Origin of the sequence: Marinomonas lutimaris (genome assembly GCF_019426345.1) — a bacterium.
GTDB classification, from domain to species: domain Bacteria; phylum Pseudomonadota; class Gammaproteobacteria; order Pseudomonadales; family Marinomonadaceae; genus Marinomonas; species Marinomonas lutimaris.
Genome location: NZ_JAHLLW010000007.1, coordinates 143,374 through 165,742, shown reverse-complemented (window position 1 = coordinate 165,742; position 22,369 = coordinate 143,374). Strand labels below are relative to the sequence as shown.

Here is a 22,369-nt window from a genome sequence, read left to right as displayed (position 1 = left end):
TCCCTTTAGAGGAATATCTTTCATATATATTTAAAAGTTCATATCCTTAAGCAAGAGATATAATATAGATTCATCTAACTATTAATTTCCTAAATATTTACGGAGCAATGAATGAACCCCAAAAAACGTTTAAATACGATTATTGGTATGACGCTGGCTGCCTCTCTGCTTCTAGTCGGTTGCTCATCGAACGAAGATGAAGCCGTCGTAGAAAAAGAAATTATTCGCCCAGTTAAGCTGATTTCAATTGCCGCAACCGATGCTGTAAATGTCCGTCGTTTCCCTGCTGAATTAAAAGCCAGTGAAGAAGCTGATATAGCATTTCGTGTTGGTGGACAGTTAATGGAGTTAAATGTTGTTGCAGGGCAACGCGTGAACAAAGGCGAACTACTTGCAGTTCTTGATCCAACGGATTTCAAACTTCAAGTAGAACTTGCTCAAGCAAACCAAAGCCTTGCCGAAGCACAATTCAAACGTATTCAAGCAATATATAAGCAAAACGCTACAACAAAATCCGAGTACGATTCAAGTAAAGCAACATTAGATCAAATGAATAATGCTCTAGAAACGGCAAAAAACCAGCTTAAATACACTAAAGTATACGCGCCATTCAAAGGCGTCATTGCCTCTGTACCCACAGAAAATTTCCAATACGTAAGTGCGACACAAACACTCATGCACATACAAAACATCGAAGATTTAGATGTGGAATTTCAAGTACCTGAAAGTTTAGTCGTCAGTATTAAATCCACTAATTCAGATTACAAACCGACGGTTGTTGTGGACGTTGCACCAGACGAAGTTTTAACTGGCAGCTATAAAGAACACAAAACCACACCAGATCAAACAACAAAAGCCTACGATGTAACATTACGACTCCAGCGTTATGATGGCCCACACCATACGCTACTACCTGGTATGACGGCCAACGTAGACATAGATCTTAGCCGCCTATTAGGTCAGAAGAAACATTATGTTGTTCCCGTTGAAGCAGTTCTTCGCCACGAAGACACGACAACTGGAGAATCAAATAGCACTGTTTGGGTATTTAATAAAGACACTAACCAAGTTAATGCTCGCCAAGTGAAGTTAGGGGCATTACAAGGTAATCAAATTGAAATCGTTTCAGGACTTAAAGCCGGAGACCAAGTAGTTGCAGCTGGTGTACATAGCCTGACTGAAGCCATGCACGTTCGCCCATGGACACGTGAGCGAGGCCTATAATGGATATTGCTGCTTATTTTATTAAACGTAAAGTTACGAGCTGGATGGTCACGCTGATCTTATTGGTTGGCGGTATTATTGCATTCACAAGCCTTGGTCAATTAGAAGATCCTGAGTTTACTATCAAGGACTCTCTTATTATTACTTACTACCCTGGCGCCTCACCAGAACAGGTAGAAGAAGAAGTTACTTACCCTATTGAGCGAGAACTACAAAACTTGCCTTACGTTGATAAAATCACATCGACCTCAAAGGCAGGCTATTCAAAAGTTCAATTGACGATAAAAGATACCTATCGAGCAAAAGAACTTAAACAGATATGGGATGAAGTACGTAAGAAAATTCGTGATATTACTGGTACTTTTCCTAGTGGCGTTGCAACACCTATCGTTTTAGATGATTTTGGCGATGTATACGGTGTCATGCTGGCAATCAATGGCCAAGGCTATCCATATAAAGACCTGAAAAACTACGTAGATTATGTCAAACGCGAGCTAGTTCTTGTGGACGGCGTTGCTAAAGTGACTGTGGCTGGCGAGCAAGATGAGCAAGTCACCATTGAGATCTCTCGCTCTAAGCTAACTAACATGGGCATTGCTCCTAGTCAGTTAGAAACCTTGTTATCAAACCAAAACAGCGTATCTAATGCTGGTAGCGTCAAAGTAGGTAGTGAATACATTCGCATCAGCCCTACAGGTGAATTCAAAGATATTTCTGAACTTGAAAACCTCATTGTTGGTACACCAACGGATGGGAATTTAATTCGTTTGAGTGACATAGCCACCATCAAACGTGAATACGTAGAGCCAAGAACTCACATTGTCGATTTTAACGGTGCCAAATCCCTATTACTTGGCGTCTCGTTTTCATCGGGTGTAAACGTCGTCAAAATTGGTGAAGCATTAGAAAACCGAATTGAGGAGCTGCAATATCAGCAACCGGTTGGTTTAAACATGGAACCAATCTACTTCCAATCTAAAGAAGTAGAACGCTCCGTATCGAATTTCCTACTAAACCTAGCTGAAGCTGTGGGTATCGTTATCCTTGTGCTGTTGGTTTTTATGGGCATTCGCTCTGGTATTTTGATTGGTATCATTTTACTACTTACCATTCTTGGCACCTTTATCGTGATGGATTACTTCCATATCAACCTGCAGCGGATTTCCCTTGGTGGATTAATTATAGCGCTCGGGATGCTGGTCGATAACGCCATAGTGGTAACCGAAGGTGTGCTTATTGGAATGCAAAGAGGCATGACCAAATTGCAAGCGGCTAGCGCCGTTGTGAAACAAACTAAATGGCCTCTTTTAGGCGCAACCGTAATTGCTGTTACTGCGTTTGCACCCATTGGCTTATCTCCAGATGCTGTAGGGGAATTCGTCGGTTCACTTTTCTATGTATTGTTGATTTCACTGCTGCTCAGTTGGATCACAGCTATTACGCTAACACCTTTCTTCTGCGATTTATTTTTCAAAGAAACGATTGCAAAAGCCAACAGTGAAGACAGTTCTGCTGAGGAACTAGTCGACCCTTACAAAGGATTTATCTTTACTGGTTATAAATGGTTGTTAGATAAAGCCATGCATTACCGCTGGGTAACTGTCATTCTTTTGGTAGGTAGCTTGTTTACTGCAGGTTGGGCGTTTCAATTTGTAAAACAATCTTTCTTCCCACCTTCAACAACACCTATGTTCTATATGGACATTCAAATGCCTGAAGGAACGCACATTGATAATACTTACCTTACTGTGCAGGAGATCGAAAAAGAACTATTGAAAGACGACCGAATTGAATACGTCACCTCAACCACAGGACAAGGCGCTTTGCGCTTCATGCTGACTTACGAGGCAGAGCAAACTAACTCAAGCTACGCGCAGTTTATTGTTCGAACTAAAGACACTGACGTTATTCCTGGCTTGCTCAAAGACTTGTATTACAAAATGCAGGAAGAGTACCCAGAGCTTGAAGTTAAACTACAGCGCCTTCAGTTAGGCCCCTCAACAGGTGCAAAATTAGAAGCTCGTATTAGTGGCCCTGATCCTAAGCTTTTACGTCAATTCAGTGCTCAAGTTCAAGAAATCTACCGTAATGATGGTGGACTTGAAAATATTAAAGATGATTGGCGTCAGCCTGTTAAGGTACTTCGGCCTCTCTTTAATGATGCTCAAGCTCGACGTTTAGGTATTAGCAAAACAGAGCTAGACGATGTTCTGCTAACGAACTTCACTGGATCACAAATTGGCTTGTATCGTGAAGGCACAGATTTATTGCCTATCGTACGAACAGCACCAGAGAATGAGCGAGTTTCTATTGATCAAATCAGAGATCTACAAATCTATAGCCCAGCGACAGGATCGTACGTAACGCTTTCTACCCTGGTATCTGGATTTGAAACCGTCTGGGAAGATCCCATCATTGAGCGTCGTGATCGTAAACGAACCATTACTGTAATGGCAGATCCGAAGATTCTAGGGGATGAAACTGCCATGGCAATCTTCTCTCGTACTCGTGGTGCAATCGAAGCTATTCCATTGCCGCCAGGTTATGTCTTAGATTGGGGCGGTGAATACGAAAGCAGTACCGACGCCCAAGCGAATATATTCAAAGCATTGCCTATGGGCTACTTGTTTATGTTCATTATTACCATACTACTATTCAACTCAGTTCGTGTTCCGCTGACTATTTGGTTCTGTGTACCATTAGCATTGATTGGTGTATCAACCGGATTGTTAGTAATGAACTCTGCGTTTAGTTTTATGGCATTGCTTGGGTTCTTGAGTTTATCTGGCATGACTGTGAAAAACGGTATCGTATTAGCAGACCAAATAAACTACGAGCTTGAACAAGGTACAGAGAAGTACGAAGCCATTTTCGTCTCCGCAGTGAGCCGAGTTCGCCCAGTATGTATGGCCGCCGTTACCACTATTCTGGGTATGGTACCCTTACTTTACGACGCGTTCTTTGAAGGAATGGCGGTAGTTATTTCCTTTGGGTTAGGCTTTGCAACCTTACTGACACTAGTCGCAGTACCTGTGTTTTACACTATATTATTCCGAGTCAAATATCGTAATCACAATGACTTTGAATAATACCTAAATGTGATATTAAAAAGAGAGAGCCTTATCGTGGATAGAAGGTAAGGCTCTTGATTACCCAGTAATCTATCTTATTTGAGAAATTTATGCATTTAGACGAAATCTTAAAACTGGACATTAAGCTACTCGTCGCCTTCGTCACTATTATGGAAGAAGGCAGTGTTTCACGAGCAGCAGAAAGACTTGGAGTGACCCAACCAGCACTTAGCAAAAGTTTGCAGCGATTAAGGGACTTGTTTAAAGATTCTCTATTCACCCGCCAAGCTTATGGCTTAAGCCCAACGGCTCGCGCTTCAGAGTTACACGACCTGATACAGCCAATTTTAAGCTCTCTATCTGAATTAATGAGTCCAAATTCATTAGATCTAAAAAATTTAGATCGTCGCTTTAAATTACGTGCAGATGAAGGCGATCTTGAAAACTTTATTGAGCCATTACTAGCATCATTACAATACCAAGCACCAGGCATGAGATTATCAATAAGCTCATGGGGTGACTCACAGCTTGATGAACTTGTTTCTGGCAATATAGATCTTGGGATTATGCGTATTAATGATACGCCTGGAAATATTCGCAGCAAACTCATAGGTTATATGGAAGCCTGCATTGTATTAAGTGAAGCGCATCCATTATTCCATCAAGATGAATTATCGGTGACAGATCTACTTGCACATAAAGTGGTTACTCATCACTTGCGCAGTCATCGCAATAGCTCTTTTTCAAAAACAGAACAAAAGCTCAAACAACAAGGCCACATCATTCAACCTAGCTTAGAGACAGATAGCTTAATGGTCGCTATGCAGGCGGTGAAACGAGGAATGGCACTTGTCACTTCGCGCTCAATTGGAGACTTATTCTTGCAAGTGATGTGTGAAAAAGCACATTTTTACCCCGTAAGAATACTGCCAATTCCAAAAGAAGTATTGGAGATCGATGAATATCATGGTCGACATCCTATACATATTTTTTGGCATGAGCGTTTTAACAATGACCTTGCCCATCGCTGGCTGAGAGAGCAAATCATTTACTTCATGCGCGAATCACCCTGGATGCATTCGCCAGCCTAATACATGTCCAATATAATATTATTATCCCGCGTCGAGCTCTGCTCTGACCCAATCAAAACGCGGGATTCTTTCTCCATTTATCTCAACAGACTCTTGAAACATACTTAATGGCCTTGCCCACCAACCGAACTCACCATATAAGGCCTGATAAATCACCAGTTCTTCTTCTGTTTCACTGTGCTTTACCACTCGCTCAACCCAGTACAGCGCCCCTTTATAATGTTGATAAACGCCAGCCTTCATATCTAAACCCTCTATACTTTTTAAAAATCGACCATAATTAGCCAATATCTAGAAAAACTTGTCGCCAATTCGAAAGTTGCTCTCTTACACGCCTAATAGAACTCAGCAATAATACTTACATACTATCGCCCTAACTCATTTTCAGGAATTTTCTATGTATCTAGTACGTCCAGTAGATTTTGCAGATCTTCCTGCGCTGGAACGCCTTGCTCAACAGGCAGGTATTGGTATTACAAATTTCCCAGCCAATAGAGAGCGCCTGAACGACAAAATTGCTTCTTCACGCCGTTCTTTTCAAACCGACGTAGTGCAGCCAGGCGACGAATCCTACTTGTTTGTGTTGGTAGATACCAGCAATGAACAGATTGTTGGCTGCTGTGGTATTGATGCTATGGTCGGAGTCGATACACCGTTTTACAGCTACCGAATTGATGAAGTGGTACACGCGTCGCCACAGTTACAAATTCACAATCGTATCCCTGCTCTTTTCTTATGTCACGACTATAGCGGAACAAGTCGGCTTATCGCCTTAGTTGTCGACAAGGCCCACCAGAATCCCGTTGCCATGTCTTTGCTATCACGAGCTCGCTTACTCTTTATCGCTCGTTACCCAGAGCGTTTTACCAAACGATTATTCGCAGAGCTACGTGGTGAAAGCGACAAACACGGTTACTCTGCTTTTTGGGATGCCTTGGGAAAACACTTTTTTACCATGGACTTCAAGAAAGCCGACTATCTTTCAGGTGTCAGTAACAAAAACTTCATCGCAGAATTAATGCCGCGCTACCCTATTTATGTACCAACGCTTCCAGAAGCAGCACAAGAAGCCATTGGTGTTGTGCATGAAAACTCAGGTCAAAGTGCCGACATTTTATTAGAGGAAGGTTTTGAGTTCCGGGGCTATGTAGACATATTTGATGCTGGACCAAGTATCGAAGCAAGAACAGAAAGCCTGCACACCATTACCAACCAGAAAACTGACAAGGCACTAACGCTAACAGAAACCTCAAAAGGCGCTATGCACCTTATATCAACAGGCCATTTAGAACATTTTAGAGTGACTGCTGCACCTGCTGAACCACAAGCAGCAGGATTAGCATTAGAAAAAACCACCCAAGAACGATTGGGTATTTCTTCAGGAAAACGCATCCAATGGGTTGCTCTATAAACAATAATAACCACCTGCGTGACCTTAATAACCGTCAAAAGCAGCTTAATTAAACACGAGGAACACCATCATGATGGTCATACGCCCCATTTGTCAGAATGACCTAAAGTCACTTTACCGACTTGCCGAAAAAACCGGCATAGGTTTTACCTCTTTGGTATCTGACGAGACCATTTTACAAAAGAAAATCGACGGCGCCGTACGTTCTTTTAGCAAAGAAAACGTCACCAAACCTCACAATGAAGATTACTTAATGGTGCTTGAAGACACCACAACAGGTGACATCGTAGGTACCTGTGGGATATTAGCCACCGTTGGTTTAGATGAGCCATTTTACAGCTATCACCTAGGAACCATTACTCACGCTTCTCGTGAACTTGGCGTGCATAATGCCATTCCAACGCTAATACTCAACAACGACTTCACTGGATTTAGTGAAATCTGTACGCTGTTTTTAGAAGAAGATTACCGTCATTCAAAAAATGGCCAACTGCTTTCTAAAGCACGTTTTATGTTCATGGCACAATTTCCTGAACGCTTTACAGAGAAAGTCTTCGCTGAAATGCGTGGTGTCAGTAACGAAGAAGGAGTATCTCCTCTATGGGAAAGTCTTGGTCGTCACTTTTTCTCGATAGATTTCAAAGAAGCCGACGAGCTTACCGCGCAAGGCAACAAACAGTTTATTGCCGAGCTAATGCCGAACAATCCAGTTTACGTGAACTTGCTGCCACAAGAAGCTCGAGACGTCCTGGGACAAGTTCACAAAAATACAGTGCCAGCCCGTCGTCTATTAGAACAAGAAGGCTTTCGTTACGAAAACTACGTCGACATTTTTGATGGCGGCCCAAGCTTAGAAGCTCGCGTTCAAGACATACGCGCAGTCCGTGACAGCCGACTTTGCCTTGCAAACATAGGCCAGCCTAAAGGCATCCGTGAAGGTAAAAACGAAGGTAATTACTACCTAGTCTCGAATGCAAAGGTAAAAGACTTTCGTTGCATTCTGATTCAACGCTCAATACCGCCCGGCAGTGCCATGACCTTGACTCAAGAAGAAGCTGACAGTCTATGCATAACAAATAAAGAACCCGTTCGAATCGTGGAATTATCCCCCTATTCAAGATAAATACGCACGAATTAACAGGAGCTATCATGAAGCAAGCACATTATATTAATGGTCAATGGTTAGCAGGCGAAGGCCAGTTACTACGCTCTATCGACCCAGCGGACGCCAGTTTAGTATGGCAAGCTAACACCGCAACTTCAGGCCAAGTAGATTTAGCTATCAAAGCCGCTCGCGCTGCCTTTCCTGCTTGGGCCAATCGTCCTTTAGAAGAACGCTTAACGATTATTGAAGCCTTCGCAGAATTGGTAAAAGAACACAGCGAAGACATCGCTACGACCATCAGCCGAGAAACTGGCAAACCGATTTGGGAAACTCGTACCGAAGCCGCTGCTATGGTGGGCAAGGTCGCGATTTCCAAACAGGCGTATCACGAAAGAACAGGCGAAAAAAACACGCCTATGCCGGGCGCAACAGCTCGACTGCGTCATCGTCCACATGGCGTGGTTGCTGTATTCGGCCCATACAACTTTCCAGGTCACTTGCCTAACGGACACATTGTGCCAGCGCTGATTGCGGGTAATACAGTGGTTTTCAAACCAAGCGAACAAGCACCGGCCACGTCTGACCTAATCATCCAATTATGGGAAAAAGCAGGCTTGCCAGCTGGCGTACTTAACTTGATTCAAGGCGAGCGTGAAACAGGTGTTGCCCTAGCAAACCACCAAGGCATAGATGGGCTTTTCTTCACTGGCAGCCCACAGGTTGGTCATATTTTACATAAAGATTTTGCCAGCCATCCAGGGAAAATTTTGGCACTAGAAATGGGCGGTAACAACCCATTATTGGTTTCTGAAAAAGTGACGGATCAGCGTGCTGCTGTGCATGAAATCATCCAATCAGCGTTTATATCAGCAGGACAACGTTGTACTTGTGCACGCCGTTTATTATTGCCCAAAGGCGCGCTAGGTGATGCGATTTTGCAATCCCTTGTTACCGCAACCAAAGCCCTAAAAATTGATCGTTTTGATGCAATCGAACAACCCTTTATGGGACCTGTCGTATCAGCTCAAGCCGCCGACGGTTTACTGCAAGCCTACCAAAAACTGATCAAATTAGGCGCATCACCGATCCTAGAAATGACTCGCGGCGACAGCCAAACCGGCTTTGTTACACCGGGTATTATCGACGCAACAGACATGCTAGACGAACTTCCAGATCAGGAATATTTCGGTCCGTTGCTTACTTTGATTCGCTATGATTCTTTGGATCAAGCCATGACCATTGCCAACAATACAAAATTTGGCTTGTCTGCGGGTCTATTATCCGATGAGGCAGCCGAGTATGAATGGTTCTTACAGCATAGCCGAGCAGGGATTATCAACTGGAACCGTCAAACAACGGGAGCTTCCAGTAATGCGCCATTTGGTGGCACAGGAGCTAGTGGTAATCATAGAGCCAGTGCCTACTATGCAGCTGATTACTGCGCTTACCCAGTGGCCAGTATTGAGGCGGACAGCTTAACCATGCCAGAAAAACTCGGTCACGGCATTACCCTTTAACGAAATAGAATACGCAATTTACAAGAGGCAATTATGAACATAGCGACAGAAGCCAATTTTGACGGCTTAGTGGGCCCAACCCACAACTACAGCGGCCTATCTTTTGGTAACGTCGCTTCATTGAATAACTCTGCACGCCCATCCAATCCGAAAGCGGCGGCAAAACAAGGCTTGGTAAAAATGAAAGCCTTGGCTGACATGGGGTTTGTACAAGGCGTACTCGCGCCACACGAACGTCCGCACATCCCTACGCTGCGTCGTTTAGGTTTTTCTGGTACTGATGCCTATATATTGGAACAAGCCGCTAAACAAGCACCAAAACTGCTTGCTGCGGTTAGCTCTGCGTCTTGTATGTGGACAGCCAATGCCGCAACCGTATCACCAAGTGGTGACACCAGCGACAAACGAGTACATTTCACGCCAGCCAACTTGGTAAACAAGTTCCATCGTTCAATAGAACATGAAACCACTGGCGCGATTTTACAAGCGACTTTCAGCGACGATAAGCACTTCGCTCATCACCCCGCCTTGCCTAGCGTCGATCATTTTGGTGATGAAGGCGCAGCAAACCACACACGTTTTTGTCATGGTTATGGCGAACAAGGTATCGAATTCTTTGTGTATGGAATGGAAGCTTTTAATTATAACGCACCGCATCCTGCTAAATTTCCAGCTCGTCACACTCTGGAAGCTTCACAAGCGGTTGCTCGTCGTCACGGTTTATCCGCGGATCAAGTGGTTTACGCACAGCAAAACCCAAGTGTCATTGACGCTGGTGTTTTCCATAATGACGTGATCGCCGTTGGCAATCGCAATGCGCATTTTTATCATCAAGAAGCCTTCTTGGATACGGCTAAAATGAAGCAAGACTTACTCACAGCGTGGGGAGATAGGGCATCTAAGTTCCACCTGATTGAAGTACCAAGCGACGCGGTATCGGTACAAGACTGCATTCAGTCATACCTGTTTAATAGCCAATTATTAAGCCGTGGCGACGATGACATGGTACTGGTTGTACCAGGAGAATGTGAGAATAATACTGCAGTTTGGACGTATTTAAATAGCCTAGTTGCTGGTCAATCACCCATAAATGAAATCAAAGTCTTCGATCTTAAACAAAGCATGAGCAACGGCGGCGGCCCAGCTTGCCTGCGACTTCGCGTTGCTTTAACGCAAGCTGAGCAAGCGGCGATTAATCCATCTACTCTAATGAATAATACCTTGTTTGAGCTTTTAAATACTTGGGTAGATAAGCATTACCGAGATGAACTGCATGAAAAAGACCTTGCCGATCCGCAATTGCTAATCGAAAGCCGCAACGCATTAGATGAGTTAACTCAGATAATGAACTTGGGAAGTGTTTACGAATTTCAAAGGTAAGGTTCGAAATCAATAAAGAAGTTAAACATAGAGGCCTTTGCTCGATGTAGCGAGCAAAGCTAAAACAAGGCAAAAATAGACGAGGAAGCGGAGTTTATATTTATAAATGAGCATTCCGAGTCTATTTTTAACAAAGTGTTAGCAAGCGTAGTAATCGAGAAAAGGTTGCTCAAAAATGCTCGCCATTCTCGTAATAATCTTTGCCCTGTAGATCATGAAACAAAACGGTAATGTCTTGGCCACTATCTACCAATGGTCTAACCAACTCTTCAATGATTAACGCCACTTTGCGTTTTACTTCATCGCCTCGGTCAAACCACAAAACATCAAAAAACGGATAAGCAGGTGAAGCACCGCCGACAGCAAGGTAGGTTGTTGCTTGGTATTCAAGTGTAAAATGCGAATTAGGCGTATCGGTAATTTCAGCTAAATTTTCTATCAAAATATCTGCGATAGATTCTAATTCGTCAAAAGCGAGTCCACGAACACGTAAATGAGGCATATTAATCCCTAGTCGATATTAAAAATTAGCCGTAAATAATGCCTGATTTACTAGCCTTCATCTACATAATCAAACGTACGAGTTTCTATCACTTGGCCATCCTGAACAACATCCACACTCCATTTGCCATCAAAGCCTGGCATTAATCGCTTACTTGACCATACACGCCAACGGTCACCACCTATATCAAAACCTACATCCGCTTGATCTTCGCCGTCTAGCTTCCAACGATGAATCACTTGGCTGCCAGACATATCACGCAAATCAGTAAAGAAGTATATTCTTTGAATTTCACCGTATTCTACTTTTACAGTGGGACCAATATCATCAATTGGTTCGCGATCAACAACATCTGTTGAAAATTGAGCACGAGCCACAGTACCTTCAGCCCAAGCAGGTAAAATCATCGCAAACGATAAAATACCAGCCAAAGCAACTCTAGTTAACGTTTGCCACATATTAAAACCCTATTGTAATCACATAAAACATTTGCATTAAAAATGCGTGGAACACGCTATTTATTTCGCCGCTCTTTGACTCTAATTTAGAAATGAATATAACCATAAAGTTAGCTGAAAACTGTGTAAAGGAAGCGAGAGTTTTGTGTAATTTTGCAAACTCTCTCGCTCCTTTTGTGTCAAACGATAACTAACTTTCTGTTGAGGTTTTCTCTTTAGACTTTTTTAGGGAGTATGTGGCTGAAGTGAATACTTACTTTGCGTGACGATCTGCCAAAGGGGTTGAAAACGTATATTCCATATCCCAAGGAAAACGTATCCACGTATCTTGGCTTACTTCGGTAATAAAAGTATCAACTAATGGCTTACCGGCAGGTTTTGCGTAAATGGTTGCAAAATGTGCTTTAGGCAACATTTCACGTACTTTTGCCGCAGTACGTCCCGTATCAACTAAATCATCGATCAAAATAAAACCTTCACCGTCGCCTTCTACACCTTTCAAAACGTTCAGCTCACCTTGTTTCATTACTCCGTCGGCTTTTTCGCCAGCGCCGTAACTAACAATACAAATCGTATCAATTAAACGAATATCCATTTCGCGACATAAAATAGCCGCAGGCACTAAACCACCACGAGTGATAGCGATAATACCCTTCCAAGGACCTTGCTCAAGCAAACGCCAAGACAAAGCGCGAGCATTCCTATGTAACTCTTCCCAAGATACCGGAAAATCTTTTGAATAAGGGGTCATCAAAGCTCCTACGCCTTTCGCTATTGGTTTTGATTTCTCAATTATGTACCGCTAAAGGAATAACATAATACAAGAAAAGATTGAGTGGAAATAAAAGATTAAGATTTTAGCGGTAATGGTAGGCCGGCCGCAACAAAAGTTACCCGATCGGTCAATTTAGCTAGCGCCTGATTCATTGTGCCAGCCTCATCACCAAAACGCCTAGCCAGCGCATTCATCGGCATAATACCTAGACCTACCTCACTCGATACTAGAACTAAATCTCCTTCAAACACTTCAACCGCATTTAATAGTGCTTGTTTTTCCTCTTCCAAACGAGTTTCATCTTCTAGGCACAATAAATTTGTCATCCATAAGGTAAAACACTCAACAATGACTGCTTGATCAGGTGAATTAAGAGAATGTAAGACACTTGCCAATGCTAATGGCTCTTCTATCAATTGCCATTCACTCGGTCGGTTATCTTTGTGCTGACGAACACGATCCGCCATATCGTCGTCCCACACGTGAGACGTCGCCACATAACACACCGGTTTTCCAGAAGCGGCTATTTGTTCTTGAGCAAAAGCACTTTTACCACTACGAACGCCACCTAAAACGAGATGCTTCATGCTAGCTGCCCCCTTGAAAAGCCCTGCGTTTGGCCTCCTGCCGTTTTTAATAAACGAATCAATGCGCTATTTAAAGCATCCATTTCATGCAAAGCCGGTAATGCCACACGAATCCAACCTTCGCCTAAGCGAGTATGAACGCCAACTTGATGCAACATCTCAAATACTTGCGCCGCATAGTCACCACTTTCGAGAGTCCAGGTCACAAACAGCGGACTCAATACATACTCTTGAGAATCAAAGATAGTATTAAATTTAGGCACAACACGTTCAACAAACGCCGCTTGCCGTACTGCTAAGTTCTGTCTAGCCTGAGACTGCCAAGCCGTATCAGCAAAGGCCAATCGCACCAAATGCAAACTTGGCGTAGCCACTGGCCAAGGACCAAGTAAATTCTTTATCGCCGCTTGCCATTTACTGGCACAAAAAACGAATCCGACACGAGCCCCAGCCAAACCAAAGAATTTCCCAACCGAGCGCATCAGAAAAAGTGCTTCACTCAGATCTTCAGCCGTTTGATGATTTAACAAACTTAATTCAGGACTGGCATCAATAAAGGCTTCATCCACGACAAGATAGGCTTTCTGCTGTTCCGCGTAAGCAATCAATTGAGTTAAAACCTCAGCTGAAGCGACCTCCCCCGTTGGGTTGTTCGGCTGAATCACCACGGCAACCGCCCATTTCTGTCCTAATAACTCTTCCAATGCATCGTAATAAGCAATATCAAAGCCCCATTTTTCCCAAGCAAAAGCATGTTCCTGATAACCAATGCGCGGCACAAAAACCGTTTTCGTTGCAGTAAGCAAAGCCGAAGACTGACTCGCCAGCAACATGGGCGGCAAAGATTCGATAATATGCTGAGAACCCGCACCAATCGCATTGGGACGACGACCGAAATAGCGCTCGGCTTCGTCTAATAAATCCGCTTGATCGGGTAAATCCATCCACAAGGAAGCTGCTACCTCAGGAATAGGCCAAGGTTCACGATTACAGGCTGAAGATAAATCCAACCAATTTAACGCCTTGCTGCCAACCTTACGTTGCCAATAAGCCAAATCGCCGCCATGTTTCGGCGGAGTGCTTTCTAGATTAGGAACATTTCCTAAACTTGAAGTGCTGCCTAACTTAGAAGATTTTAGACTAACAGACATATAACCAATCCCCACAAAATCACGCTTTTATCCACCAGCCAAATGGCTTCTTTTAAATGTCGAGGCGTCGGCAAGTCGCCTTCCCCAAGAATCGGTCTGGTTTCTATTTTGCCAAAATACGGTGCTTCGCCACCTAACTGAATACCTAACGCACCAGCACCCGCCGCCATCACCGGACCAGCATTAGGGCTTTTCCAGCGCGCAGAAGGTCGACGAGCACTGCGAATGGCTGAATGCCATTTACCACAAGCCCCATAGGTATAAACCACAAGACGAGCCGGAATATAATTCAACACATCATCAAAACGTGCGGCAAACCAGCCGAAGTGCAATAAAGATTCTGTTTTGTAGCCCCACATGGCATCCAGCGTATTTGCCAAACGATACAAAAGCACACCCGGCGCCCCGAATATCAAAAACCAAAAAATAGGCGCAAAAATCGCATCACTGCCATTTTCTAATACTGACTCAATACCTGCTTTCGCCACGGCAGACTCATCCAAGTTTTGCGTATCGCGACTGACAATATAGCTCACGGCACGGCGTGCTTCATCGAGCTTATCGTCTGATAATGGCGATGCAGATAACGGCTGATATATGGCCAACGCATGCTCCCGCAAGCTTTGCCAACCAATGGCAAAATACAACACCAAAACGGACAACAAAATATCCAGCCAATCAGGGAGCAACCACAGCAGAGCCAATAAAACCATCAACCAAGGTAGAACCGCCACCAGCCAAGCCAAAACACCCACCAAACGTTGGCGAGAAGCAGAAGCATCTAATGGCAATTGAATATACTGACGACAAAGATCCACCCAACGGCCAAACCAAATAAGTGGATGCCAGCTTTTGGGCTCTCCCAACAAACGATCCAACACCAAAGCGGCAACTAAAATCAAACTGGTGACAGAAGAAAAGGCTAAGAAATGATCGCAAAAAGCATGAATAGCAGAGTCTAGATTAGAAAGGATCATAAATATAAGTCGTTTTTTCACTTAACAAGGTGAATAGGTCAGGTAGAATTCTATCACCTTATTGATTCAAAGCGTGATGATACTGAATGCCAGCCTTTAGTTTAATGATCCAAGGAACCACCTCGGATGCCGGAAAAAGCACCCTAGTCACGGCATTATGTCGTTTATTTTATCGTCGAGGCATTTCCGTTGCGCCCTTCAAACCGCAAAACATGGCATTAAACAGCGCGGTCACCAAAGACGGTAATGAAATTGGTCGAGCACAAGCGGTACAGGCCTATGCAGCCGGGTTAGAACCGCAAGTAGATATGAACCCCATTCTACTCAAACCCAATACAGACACCGGGGCGCAAGTCATCATCCAAGGCAAAGCCGTGGGCAACATGAACGCGGTTGGCTATCACGAATACAAAAGCATCGCCAAAGTCGCCGCATTGGATTCTTATCATCGCTTAGCCGAACAATACCAAGCTGTCTTAATTGAAGGCGCTGGCAGCCCAGCGGAAATAAACTTACGCGCTCGTGATATCGCCAATATGGGCTTTGCTGAAAGCATTGATTGCCCTGTTATCATCATTGCCGACATAGACAAAGGTGGCGTGTTCGCTCACCTCGTTGGAACGCTGGATTTGCTTAGCCCAAGTGAGCAAGATAGAGTCATTGGCTTTGTGATAAACCGTTTCCGTGGCGACATCAGCTTATTGCAGTCTGGCCTAGATTGGCTTGAAGAACGCACAGGCAAACCTGTCTTAGGGGTGCTGCCCTTCTTAAAAGGTTTCCATTTAGAATCCGAAGACGCCGTTGCCAAAAGCCCCATTAAAGCAGACAGCAAGGCCAAACTAAACATCGTCATACCGATCATGCCGCGCACCAGCAACCACACAGACTGGGACGCTCTGCGCCTTCATCCAGAAGTTCAAGTCACCCTAGTAGGCGCCAACGAAACCATTCCACCTGCTGACTTGGTTATTTTACCTGGCAGCAAAAGCGTACAAAGCGACCTCGCCTATTTACGTCAAGAAGGCTGGGAAGACTACCTCAACAAACACTTACGATATGGCGGCAAAGTCATCGGGATTTGCGGCGGGTATCAAATGCTCGGCGAACAACTGCTGGATCCACTAGGACTAGAAAACCAACACGCTAACACGCGATCTACAGGTTTTGGCTTTATTCCCATGGAAACCGTCCTAAAAGAAGAGAAACAGCTTAAGCAACGCCAAGGGCAACTCGCTTTCGCAGCAAATGCTCAAGTGACAGGCTATGAAATTCATTCAGGGGTTTCACGCTTTACCGATGAAACACAGATTGCGCATTTCGCTCTCTTAGATGATGGAAAGAACAAAGAAAACAGCGAGAAAGAAGGCTACATATCACCAGATGGTCAAATCATCGGCACTTATCTACATGGTGTCTTCGATCACCCAGACGCCCTACAAGCCCTACTCAACTGGGCGGGTGTCGACCAAGCTGCAGCATTTGACTACGACCAATTCCGCGACAAAGAAATTGACCGACTTGCCGACAGTACAGAACAAAATATGAACATCGATGCACTAATTGAACAGTGTCAAAACTTCCAACAATAAAAAAGCGAGCCGCGGCTCGCTTTTGTCAGTTCCAATAGAGAAAACTAAGTGCTAACTCAAGGCTCTGGAGTGATGCTCTAGGTGATCGTCGATAAAGCTGGCGATGAAGAAGTAGCTGTGGTCATAGCCAGGTTGACGGCGTAGCGTAATCGGATGTCCGGCTTTTTCACAGGCCGCTTCTAGGGCTTCTGGCTTAAGTTGTTCTACCAAGAAGTTATCCGCTTCGCCTTGGTCAATGAACAAAGGCAAACGCTCACTTGCCTTCTCGATTAGCAAAGTCGCATCCCATTCGTTCCAAGTGGCTTTGTCTTCACCCAAGTATCCAGTAAAGGCTTTTTCGCCCCAAGGACAGTTAGTTGGATTAACGATCGGTGCGAACGCTGAAACAGATTGATACTTGCCTGGGTTCTTCAACGCGCAAATCAAAGCGCCGTGACCACCCATTGAGTGACCAAAGATAGAACGCTTGTCGGTCACAGGGAAGTTGGCTTCTACCAAATGCGGCAATTCTTGAACCACGTAATCATACATGTGGTAAGTATTCGAATAAGGTTCAACCGTCGCATTGATATAAAACCCTGCCGCAGAACCAAAGTCGTAGCTTTCATGCTCGTTTGGATAATCCGTGCCGCGTGGGCTGGTATCTGGACAAACAATGGCTAAACCTAATTCTGCTGCTTTGCGAAAAGCGCCCGCTTTCTGTGTGAAGTTTTCGTCATTACAAGTCAAACCTGACAGCCAATACAAGACTGGCACTTTTTGCGTTTCTGCTTGTGGAGGTAGGTAAATAGCAAAGGTCATTTCGCTTTTCACTGACAAGCTTTCATGCTTGTAACGCTTCAACCAACCGCCGAAGCTTTTGGTGCTGGATAACAATTCCATAGCTGTCTCCTTAGCTGTGTTAAAAAAGCCCGCTTAGCGGGCTTATCAAAACGGTGTGATTTCGATTATTTATCGAAAAGAATGACAGTACGAATACTCTCGCCTTTGTGCATCAAATCAAACGCTTCATTGATGCGCTCAAGTGGCATAGTATGTGTCACGAATGGGTCGATTTCGATCTTGCCGTTCATATAGTCTTCTACGTAACCTGGCAATTGGCTGCGACCTTTTACACCACCAAAAGCAGAGCCTTTCCAGACTCGACCGGTTACCAATTGGAATGGACGCGTGGAGATTTCTTGGCCAGCACCAGCAACACCGATGATGATGGATTCGCCCCAGCCTTTATGACAGCACTCAAGTGCTTGACGCATAACTTGTACGTTACCGATACATTCGAATGAGTAATCTACGCCACCGTCTGTCATATCAACGATAACTTGCTGAATTGGTGCGTCGAATTTCTTTGGATTGATGCAATCAGTCGCACCAAACTGTTTCGCCATTTCGAATTTAGATTCGTTGATATCGATAGCGATAATGCGAGAAGCGCCTGCCATGCGAGCGCCTTGGATAACCGATAAACCAATGCCACCCAAACCAAAGACAGCAACCGTTGCGCCTTCTTCAACTTTCGCTGTGTTTAGTACTGCACCGATACCTGTTGTGATACCACAACCTAACAAACAGACTTTTTCTAGCGGTGCATCAACGTGGATTTTCGCCAAAGAAATTTCAGGAACAACGCTGTATTCAGAGAAGGTAGACGTACCCATGTAATGGAAAATTGGCTCGCCATTGATGCTAAAACGGCTAGTGCCATCTGGCATTAGGCCTTTACCTTGGGTAACACGGACCGCTTGGCAAAGGTTGGTTTTGCCAGACTTACAGAACTTACACTCGCCACATTCTGCGGTGTATAGAGGAATAACGTGGTCACCCACTTTTAGGGTCGTAACGCCTTCGCCTACCGCTTCAACAACACCTGCACCTTCATGACCTAGGATCGCAGGAAAAATACCTTCTGGATCTTCACCAGACAAGGTAAACGCATCTGTGTGACAAACGCCTGTTGCAACCATACGAACAAGTACTTCACCTTTTTGTGGATCTTGAACATCTACTTCTTCGATTTTAAGTGGTTGGCCTGGTCCCCAAGCAACAGCTGCTTTACATTTCATAGCGCACTCCAATGTGTGTTTTAAATTCAGTCTTGATGCAACCAGTGTAGACGTAAATAATTACAAGGATAATCCCCAATTTGGAAAATGATTATTGCTATACAGCAACAATCATTTTAAAAATCTTTTATTTGGTTATAATGTAACAACTCAAGCATCAAGCTAAACCTTTATCTATCGGTACAAAAAGACTATGAAAAACTGGGAAGCCATGGAAGCGTTCGTCGAAGTTGTCAGACAAGGCAGCTTTTCAGCCGCCGCAGTCAAACTGAGCGTATCCGCTTCGCACATTAGTCGATTGATCACCCAACTAGAGGCGGAGCTTGAAACCACCCTGCTGTTTCGTACCACGCGCCGTATTCGTTTAAGCGAAGCGGGTGAGCTTTACTATCAGCATTGTCGCGGTTTGCCAGAAGCGTTAAGTAGCGCCGAAGAAGTCATTTCCACGCTCAATCAAGCGCCAATAGGCTCATTTAAAATGACCTGCGCCACGACCTTTGGCGAACGTTACATTGCACCATTAATGAATGATTTTTTACTAAGCCACCCAAAGATAGAGCTAGATTTTCATCTAACGAACCGCTCGGTAGATTTGATAGAGGAAGGTTACGATCTTGCTATTCGCATGGGCGCCATGAAGGACTCCAGCCATTTATCGCGGCGTTTATGTGACCGTGAGGAATACCTTTGTGCATCGCGGGAATACATAGACCAACACGGCATGCCGCACACGCTGGCGGAATTAAGCAAACACAGCTGTCTAATTGGTTCAAAAACCCACTGGTTGTTTCAGCAAGATGGGCAACGTAAAGAAGTAAAAGTGAGCAGTAACTGGCGCAGTAATTCAGGCCCAGCTTTACTAGATGCGGTTAGAAAAGGCTTGGGAATTGCTCAGCTACCAGACTATTACGTCGGCGACGACCTTGCCAGTGGCAAGCTCATCCCCTTGTTAACGCAATATCAGTATCCCTACAGCGGTGTTTGGCTGGTTTACCCCAAGGTACGTCAGCCATCGCCGAAGCTACAGAGTATTTGTGACTATTTGATTCAACGCTTTAAACAAGATCCGCCATTTGCCAAATAACTCACGTATGGTTAAATACGCTCCACATACTCATTCTTAAGCATCATTAAGCGAAGCCCATGTTTTCACAAGAAGATCTCGTCCAAGTTGCTCGTCAAACCATGCCATTTGGTAAATACCAAGGTCGTGTTTTGATTGATCTACCGGAAGCCTATTTACTTTGGTTTGCCCACGAAGGTTGGCCGAATGGCAATTTAGGGCAATGGTTGCAGCTCGCGCTGGAAATAAAAATCAATGGCCTTGAAAAGTTGGTCGATCCTTTGCGTAAACCGACCGAGAAAAAGCCAGACGAACCGAAAGTCCGCATTCGCTTTGATGATTAATCTCTAACCTAAATTTGCTAAGATTTCTGGGGTGGTTGACGGCTATAAATTAACGTATTGCCGCCTTTTTTGACGCTCTTTTTTAAAACAAAGCCAGAACGCTCTGCCACTTTAATAGAGGCTATATTATCCGCTTTGACTTCAGCTAACAGTGGCTCATCAAAGTAACTCACCAATTTAGACAACATGTCATGAGCAAAGCCTTTTCCGCGAGCTTCTGGGGCAATTGTCCACGATAATTCCCACGCGTCTCCCACCCTATCCGCTCGACAAGACCCAACCGCGATGCCATCTACTTCCGCTATCCACAAAAGCCTTTTCTCAGGATTACTCAAGGATGCTTTTAACCATGTAAAATGTGATTCCAACACGACTTCATCGGTGTTATGGGATGCATGACGGGTTTCTGGATCATTGCGCCATTTAAATAGACAATCCGCATCTTGCTCATTAGCTGGTCGTAACAGGATGTTCGCCATTATTCATAACTCCTTACTATCTGCCGTCCATATTCACACAAACTTATTACCTTTACCAAGGGAACGATAGCAACACTTCGTCCACTTATTATCTCGCGTGTCGTCATAGGAGAAAACGAAGATGTTAAATAAGATCATGGCAAACTTAAATATGCAGAGCCATCATACTGCTGCAGCAAAAGGCAATAAGCCCTCAACAGAATTGCCAAAATTAAACCTTTTAACAGCACCTAAAGACAGTCTCCCTATTTCCAAAGACGTACAACTGAAGTCAGGCACTATTTATGAAGCCGCGGATTTAAAATCAGTTCTTAGTCGCATGTCTGATAAAAAACACCCTCCTATATGGCTTATGCTAAACAAGCAGTCTGACACGCCACAAAACACACCAGATAAAGTTGTACTCTTAGAGAGAGATAAAAAAGGTAATCTCAACTTAAGTTTTACTGACATAGAAGGCAGCCACAAAATCAACTTAGGCCATGCCTCTTCGAAAGCATCAAAAATGGATAAATTAGCTGACAAAATCCATGAAAACCTCGGTTATGTGCGCTATTTCATGAAGGAGTCAAACACCACAAAAGAACTCATCCAACAAGCCGATAATAACATCGGAATGGGTAAAGGCCGTGTGTCCGTTTCATTAAACCAGCCAGGCATCCCAGGTTTGAAACTCCCAGGACCTGTCCCCCGACCTACAGCCTCTATTGATGAAATAAGACTGACTGGCGCAGCACGGTGGCCAAATAAAAGCTTGGATAACTCCAGTTCACCTGACAACCAAGCCTACAGTAGCAGTATGTGGCGCCATGCAAGGGGCTCAGGAAAACACATCAAAGAAGGTCAAATAACCAGCTATCGACAGCTTTGGCGCGATGCGACGGACTGGCGTTTAAGCACCATTAAAAATAAGCAAGCGCCCGATCTGCAAAATTTTATACTTCCCCGTTCATTAGAAAAGTTCAGTAATGGTCTTTATATTACGCCACTGCATAGCGACGGCCCATACGCTTATATGAAAGATAGATTTATCGAGAAAGCCGAACACTATGGTATTCCAGTCGAAAAATGGCACTCCGAAGACGGTGGAGAAAACCTTAACTATACGGATTTCTCCCAATTAGGTAACAATGAAGTTGACCTTAATCATATCTATCTTAGCACTCCGCCCGACTCAAAAATCAATGAACCGATACGTCTAGGCACTATTCATCACACCGCAGGCTTCCAAATAAATGAAATCATGAATCATATTGAATCGAGCTTTCAAGAAGCCATGTCGGGAGAATTGTCACCGTCAGAAAGCATGGACAAAATCGCAGAAATGCATTGGTGGGTCACCAACTCCTGCCCAGATTTTCGCGGCAGCGCCGCCAAAGCCGAATATTGTGCCAGAGCCATGAGCGAAGCATTAGGCATAGAAATGCCACCATTTAAAGATGGTATATTACCTGATCTGGAAGCCATGGCCATGAGCAAAGAAGACTTTGTAAAGGCCTACTCAAGCTTGCTAGAACGCCCTCCTATTTAGAGGTGATGGATAGAGCAAAACTAGCAGACAAAAGACACCCTATACGATAAA

21 protein-coding genes are annotated in these 22,369 nt (G+C 44.3%); 11 read left to right on the top strand and 10 right to left on the bottom strand.

The window, feature by feature from the left end:
* The first annotated feature begins 111 nt into the window (after positions 1-111).
* The 3 genes from KPL72_RS10575 (at position 112) to KPL72_RS10565 (ending at position 5,386) form a co-directional block, all read left to right on the top strand.
* Positions 112-1,224 carry an efflux RND transporter periplasmic adaptor subunit gene (locus tag KPL72_RS10575; RefSeq protein ID WP_212916350.1) on the top strand — a complete coding sequence of 371 codons (1,113 nt, stop codon included), beginning with the start codon at positions 112-114 and terminating at the stop codon, positions 1,222-1,224.
* Positions 1,224-4,313, top strand: a complete 3,090-nt coding sequence (locus KPL72_RS10570) for an efflux RND transporter permease subunit (RefSeq protein WP_219702704.1) — start codon at positions 1,224-1,226, stop codon at positions 4,311-4,313. Before KPL72_RS10575 ends, KPL72_RS10570 begins: the two co-directional genes overlap by 1 nt.
* A 92-nt stretch (positions 4,314-4,405) precedes the next feature.
* The gene (locus KPL72_RS10565) at positions 4,406-5,386 is read left to right on the top strand and encodes a LysR family transcriptional regulator (protein ID WP_212916352.1); all 981 of its coding nucleotides are present in this window, start codon (positions 4,406-4,408) and stop codon (positions 5,384-5,386) included.
* Between the two features lie 21 nt (positions 5,387-5,407).
* Here the strand turns inward: KPL72_RS10565 and KPL72_RS10560 are convergent, their stop codons facing one another.
* The gene (locus KPL72_RS10560; protein WP_212916353.1) at positions 5,408-5,629 is read right to left on the bottom strand and encodes a DUF1653 domain-containing protein; all 222 of its coding nucleotides are present in this window, start codon (positions 5,627-5,629) and stop codon (positions 5,408-5,410) included.
* 154 nt (positions 5,630-5,783) lie between these two features.
* Here KPL72_RS10560 and KPL72_RS10555 point away from each other — a divergent pair, with 154 nt between their 5' ends.
* From KPL72_RS10555 to astB, 4 genes are all read left to right on the top strand, one after another.
* Entirely contained in the window at positions 5,784-6,797 is a 1,014-nt protein-coding gene (locus KPL72_RS10555; RefSeq protein WP_219702703.1) for an arginine N-succinyltransferase, read from the top strand.
* Between the two features lie 70 nt (positions 6,798-6,867).
* A complete protein-coding gene (gene astA, locus KPL72_RS10550; RefSeq protein WP_219702702.1) occupies positions 6,868-7,920 on the top strand; it encodes an arginine N-succinyltransferase in 1,053 nt (350 codons plus the stop codon).
* Between the two features lie 26 nt (positions 7,921-7,946).
* Positions 7,947-9,419 (top strand): succinylglutamate-semialdehyde dehydrogenase, encoded by a 1,473-nt coding sequence (gene astD / locus KPL72_RS10545; RefSeq protein ID WP_219702701.1) that lies wholly within the window; start codon positions 7,947-7,949, stop codon positions 9,417-9,419.
* Positions 9,420-9,452: 33 nt separating this feature from the next.
* The gene (gene astB, locus KPL72_RS10540) at positions 9,453-10,799 is read left to right on the top strand and encodes an N-succinylarginine dihydrolase (protein WP_212916357.1); all 1,347 of its coding nucleotides are present in this window, start codon (positions 9,453-9,455) and stop codon (positions 10,797-10,799) included.
* 169 nt (positions 10,800-10,968) lie between these two features.
* On the opposite strand, the gene KPL72_RS10535 is transcribed toward astB, so the two are convergent.
* The 6 genes from KPL72_RS10535 to cbiB form a co-directional block, all read right to left on the bottom strand.
* Positions 10,969-11,301 (bottom strand): DUF1904 family protein, encoded by a 333-nt coding sequence (locus tag KPL72_RS10535; protein WP_012071338.1) that lies wholly within the window; start codon positions 11,299-11,301, stop codon positions 10,969-10,971.
* Between the two features lie 50 nt (positions 11,302-11,351).
* The gene (locus tag KPL72_RS10530) at positions 11,352-11,759 is read right to left on the bottom strand and encodes a DUF2914 domain-containing protein (RefSeq protein ID WP_212916358.1); all 408 of its coding nucleotides are present in this window, start codon (positions 11,757-11,759) and stop codon (positions 11,352-11,354) included.
* A 253-nt stretch (positions 11,760-12,012) separates the two neighbouring features.
* Positions 12,013-12,510, bottom strand: a complete 498-nt coding sequence (gene gpt, locus KPL72_RS10525; protein WP_212916359.1) for a xanthine phosphoribosyltransferase — start codon at positions 12,508-12,510, stop codon at positions 12,013-12,015.
* Positions 12,511-12,608: 98 nt separating this feature from the next.
* Positions 12,609-13,121 carry a bifunctional adenosylcobinamide kinase/adenosylcobinamide-phosphate guanylyltransferase gene (cobU, locus tag KPL72_RS10520; protein ID WP_219702700.1) on the bottom strand — a complete coding sequence of 171 codons (513 nt, stop codon included), beginning with the start codon at positions 13,119-13,121 and terminating at the stop codon, positions 12,609-12,611.
* Positions 13,118-14,272 carry an aminotransferase class I/II-fold pyridoxal phosphate-dependent enzyme gene (locus tag KPL72_RS10515; protein ID WP_249422192.1) on the bottom strand — a complete coding sequence of 385 codons (1,155 nt, stop codon included), beginning with the start codon at positions 14,270-14,272 and terminating at the stop codon, positions 13,118-13,120. Before KPL72_RS10515 ends, cobU begins: the two co-directional genes overlap by 4 nt.
* Entirely contained in the window at positions 14,257-15,249 is a 993-nt protein-coding gene (gene cbiB / locus KPL72_RS10510; RefSeq protein WP_219702699.1) for an adenosylcobinamide-phosphate synthase CbiB, read from the bottom strand. Before cbiB ends, KPL72_RS10515 begins: the two co-directional genes overlap by 16 nt.
* 86 nt (positions 15,250-15,335) lie before the next feature.
* On the opposite strand from cbiB, the gene KPL72_RS10505 reads away from it, so the two are divergent.
* Positions 15,336-16,838 (top strand): cobyric acid synthase, encoded by a 1,503-nt coding sequence (locus KPL72_RS10505; protein ID WP_219702698.1) that lies wholly within the window; start codon positions 15,336-15,338, stop codon positions 16,836-16,838.
* A 51-nt stretch (positions 16,839-16,889) separates the two neighbouring features.
* Here KPL72_RS10505 and fghA read toward each other — a convergent pair whose 3' ends face one another.
* A complete protein-coding gene (fghA, locus tag KPL72_RS10500) occupies positions 16,890-17,720 on the bottom strand; it encodes an S-formylglutathione hydrolase (protein WP_219702697.1) in 831 nt (276 codons plus the stop codon).
* Positions 17,721-17,785: 65 nt separating this feature from the next.
* Entirely contained in the window at positions 17,786-18,901 is a 1,116-nt protein-coding gene (locus KPL72_RS10495) for an S-(hydroxymethyl)glutathione dehydrogenase/class III alcohol dehydrogenase (RefSeq protein WP_212916365.1), read from the bottom strand.
* Positions 18,902-19,094: 193 nt separating this feature from the next.
* Between KPL72_RS10495 and KPL72_RS10490 the strand changes: the two genes are divergently transcribed.
* Positions 19,095-19,985 (top strand): LysR family transcriptional regulator, encoded by an 891-nt coding sequence (locus tag KPL72_RS10490; RefSeq protein WP_219702696.1) that lies wholly within the window; start codon positions 19,095-19,097, stop codon positions 19,983-19,985.
* A 59-nt stretch (positions 19,986-20,044) separates the two neighbouring features.
* Entirely contained in the window at positions 20,045-20,308 is a 264-nt protein-coding gene (locus KPL72_RS10485) for a DUF3820 family protein (protein WP_100188303.1), read from the top strand.
* Between the two features lie 17 nt (positions 20,309-20,325).
* Here the strand turns inward: KPL72_RS10485 and KPL72_RS10480 are convergent, their stop codons facing one another.
* Positions 20,326-20,787 carry a GNAT family N-acetyltransferase gene (locus KPL72_RS10480; protein WP_219702695.1) on the bottom strand — a complete coding sequence of 154 codons (462 nt, stop codon included), beginning with the start codon at positions 20,785-20,787 and terminating at the stop codon, positions 20,326-20,328.
* Positions 20,788-20,908: 121 nt separating this feature from the next.
* Between KPL72_RS10480 and xopAH the strand changes: the two genes are divergently transcribed.
* The gene (gene xopAH / locus KPL72_RS10475; RefSeq protein WP_219702694.1) at positions 20,909-22,318 is read left to right on the top strand and encodes a XopAH/AvrB family type III secretion system effector; all 1,410 of its coding nucleotides are present in this window, start codon (positions 20,909-20,911) and stop codon (positions 22,316-22,318) included.
* The last annotated feature ends 51 nt before the right edge of the window (positions 22,319-22,369 follow it).

Excerpts from the sequence above, each read along its gene's own strand:
- KPL72_RS10575 (WP_212916350.1), top strand. The coding sequence starts at position 112 with ATGAACCCCAAAAAACGTTTAAATACGATTATTGGTATGACGCTGGCT.
- KPL72_RS10570 (WP_219702704.1), top strand. The coding sequence starts at position 1,224 with ATGGATATTGCTGCTTATTTTATTAAACGTAAAGTTACGAGCTGGATG.
- KPL72_RS10565 (WP_212916352.1), top strand. The coding sequence starts at position 4,406 with ATGCATTTAGACGAAATCTTAAAACTGGACATTAAGCTACTCGTCGCC.
- KPL72_RS10560 (WP_212916353.1), bottom strand. The coding sequence starts at position 5,629 with ATGAAGGCTGGCGTTTATCAACATTATAAAGGGGCGCTGTACTGGGTT.
- KPL72_RS10555 (WP_219702703.1), top strand. The coding sequence starts at position 5,784 with ATGTATCTAGTACGTCCAGTAGATTTTGCAGATCTTCCTGCGCTGGAA.
- astA (WP_219702702.1), top strand. The coding sequence starts at position 6,868 with ATGATGGTCATACGCCCCATTTGTCAGAATGACCTAAAGTCACTTTAC.
- astD (WP_219702701.1), top strand. The coding sequence starts at position 7,947 with ATGAAGCAAGCACATTATATTAATGGTCAATGGTTAGCAGGCGAAGGC.
- astB (WP_212916357.1), top strand. The coding sequence starts at position 9,453 with ATGAACATAGCGACAGAAGCCAATTTTGACGGCTTAGTGGGCCCAACC.
- KPL72_RS10535 (WP_012071338.1), bottom strand. The coding sequence starts at position 11,301 with ATGCCTCATTTACGTGTTCGTGGACTCGCTTTTGACGAATTAGAATCT.
- KPL72_RS10530 (WP_212916358.1), bottom strand. The coding sequence starts at position 11,759 with ATGTGGCAAACGTTAACTAGAGTTGCTTTGGCTGGTATTTTATCGTTT.
- gpt (WP_212916359.1), bottom strand. The coding sequence starts at position 12,510 with ATGACCCCTTATTCAAAAGATTTTCCGGTATCTTGGGAAGAGTTACAT.
- cobU (WP_219702700.1), bottom strand. The coding sequence starts at position 13,121 with ATGAAGCATCTCGTTTTAGGTGGCGTTCGTAGTGGTAAAAGTGCTTTT.
- KPL72_RS10515 (WP_249422192.1), bottom strand. The coding sequence starts at position 14,272 with ATGTCTGTTAGTCTAAAATCTTCTAAGTTAGGCAGCACTTCAAGTTTA.
- cbiB (WP_219702699.1), bottom strand. The coding sequence starts at position 15,249 with ATGATCCTTTCTAATCTAGACTCTGCTATTCATGCTTTTTGCGATCAT.
- KPL72_RS10505 (WP_219702698.1), top strand. The coding sequence starts at position 15,336 with ATGCCAGCCTTTAGTTTAATGATCCAAGGAACCACCTCGGATGCCGGA.
- fghA (WP_219702697.1), bottom strand. The coding sequence starts at position 17,720 with ATGGAATTGTTATCCAGCACCAAAAGCTTCGGCGGTTGGTTGAAGCGT.
- KPL72_RS10495 (WP_212916365.1), bottom strand. The coding sequence starts at position 18,901 with ATGAAATGTAAAGCAGCTGTTGCTTGGGGACCAGGCCAACCACTTAAA.
- KPL72_RS10490 (WP_219702696.1), top strand. The coding sequence starts at position 19,095 with ATGAAAAACTGGGAAGCCATGGAAGCGTTCGTCGAAGTTGTCAGACAA.
- KPL72_RS10485 (WP_100188303.1), top strand. The coding sequence starts at position 20,045 with ATGTTTTCACAAGAAGATCTCGTCCAAGTTGCTCGTCAAACCATGCCA.
- KPL72_RS10480 (WP_219702695.1), bottom strand. The coding sequence starts at position 20,787 with ATGGCGAACATCCTGTTACGACCAGCTAATGAGCAAGATGCGGATTGT.
- xopAH (WP_219702694.1), top strand. The coding sequence starts at position 20,909 with ATGTTAAATAAGATCATGGCAAACTTAAATATGCAGAGCCATCATACT.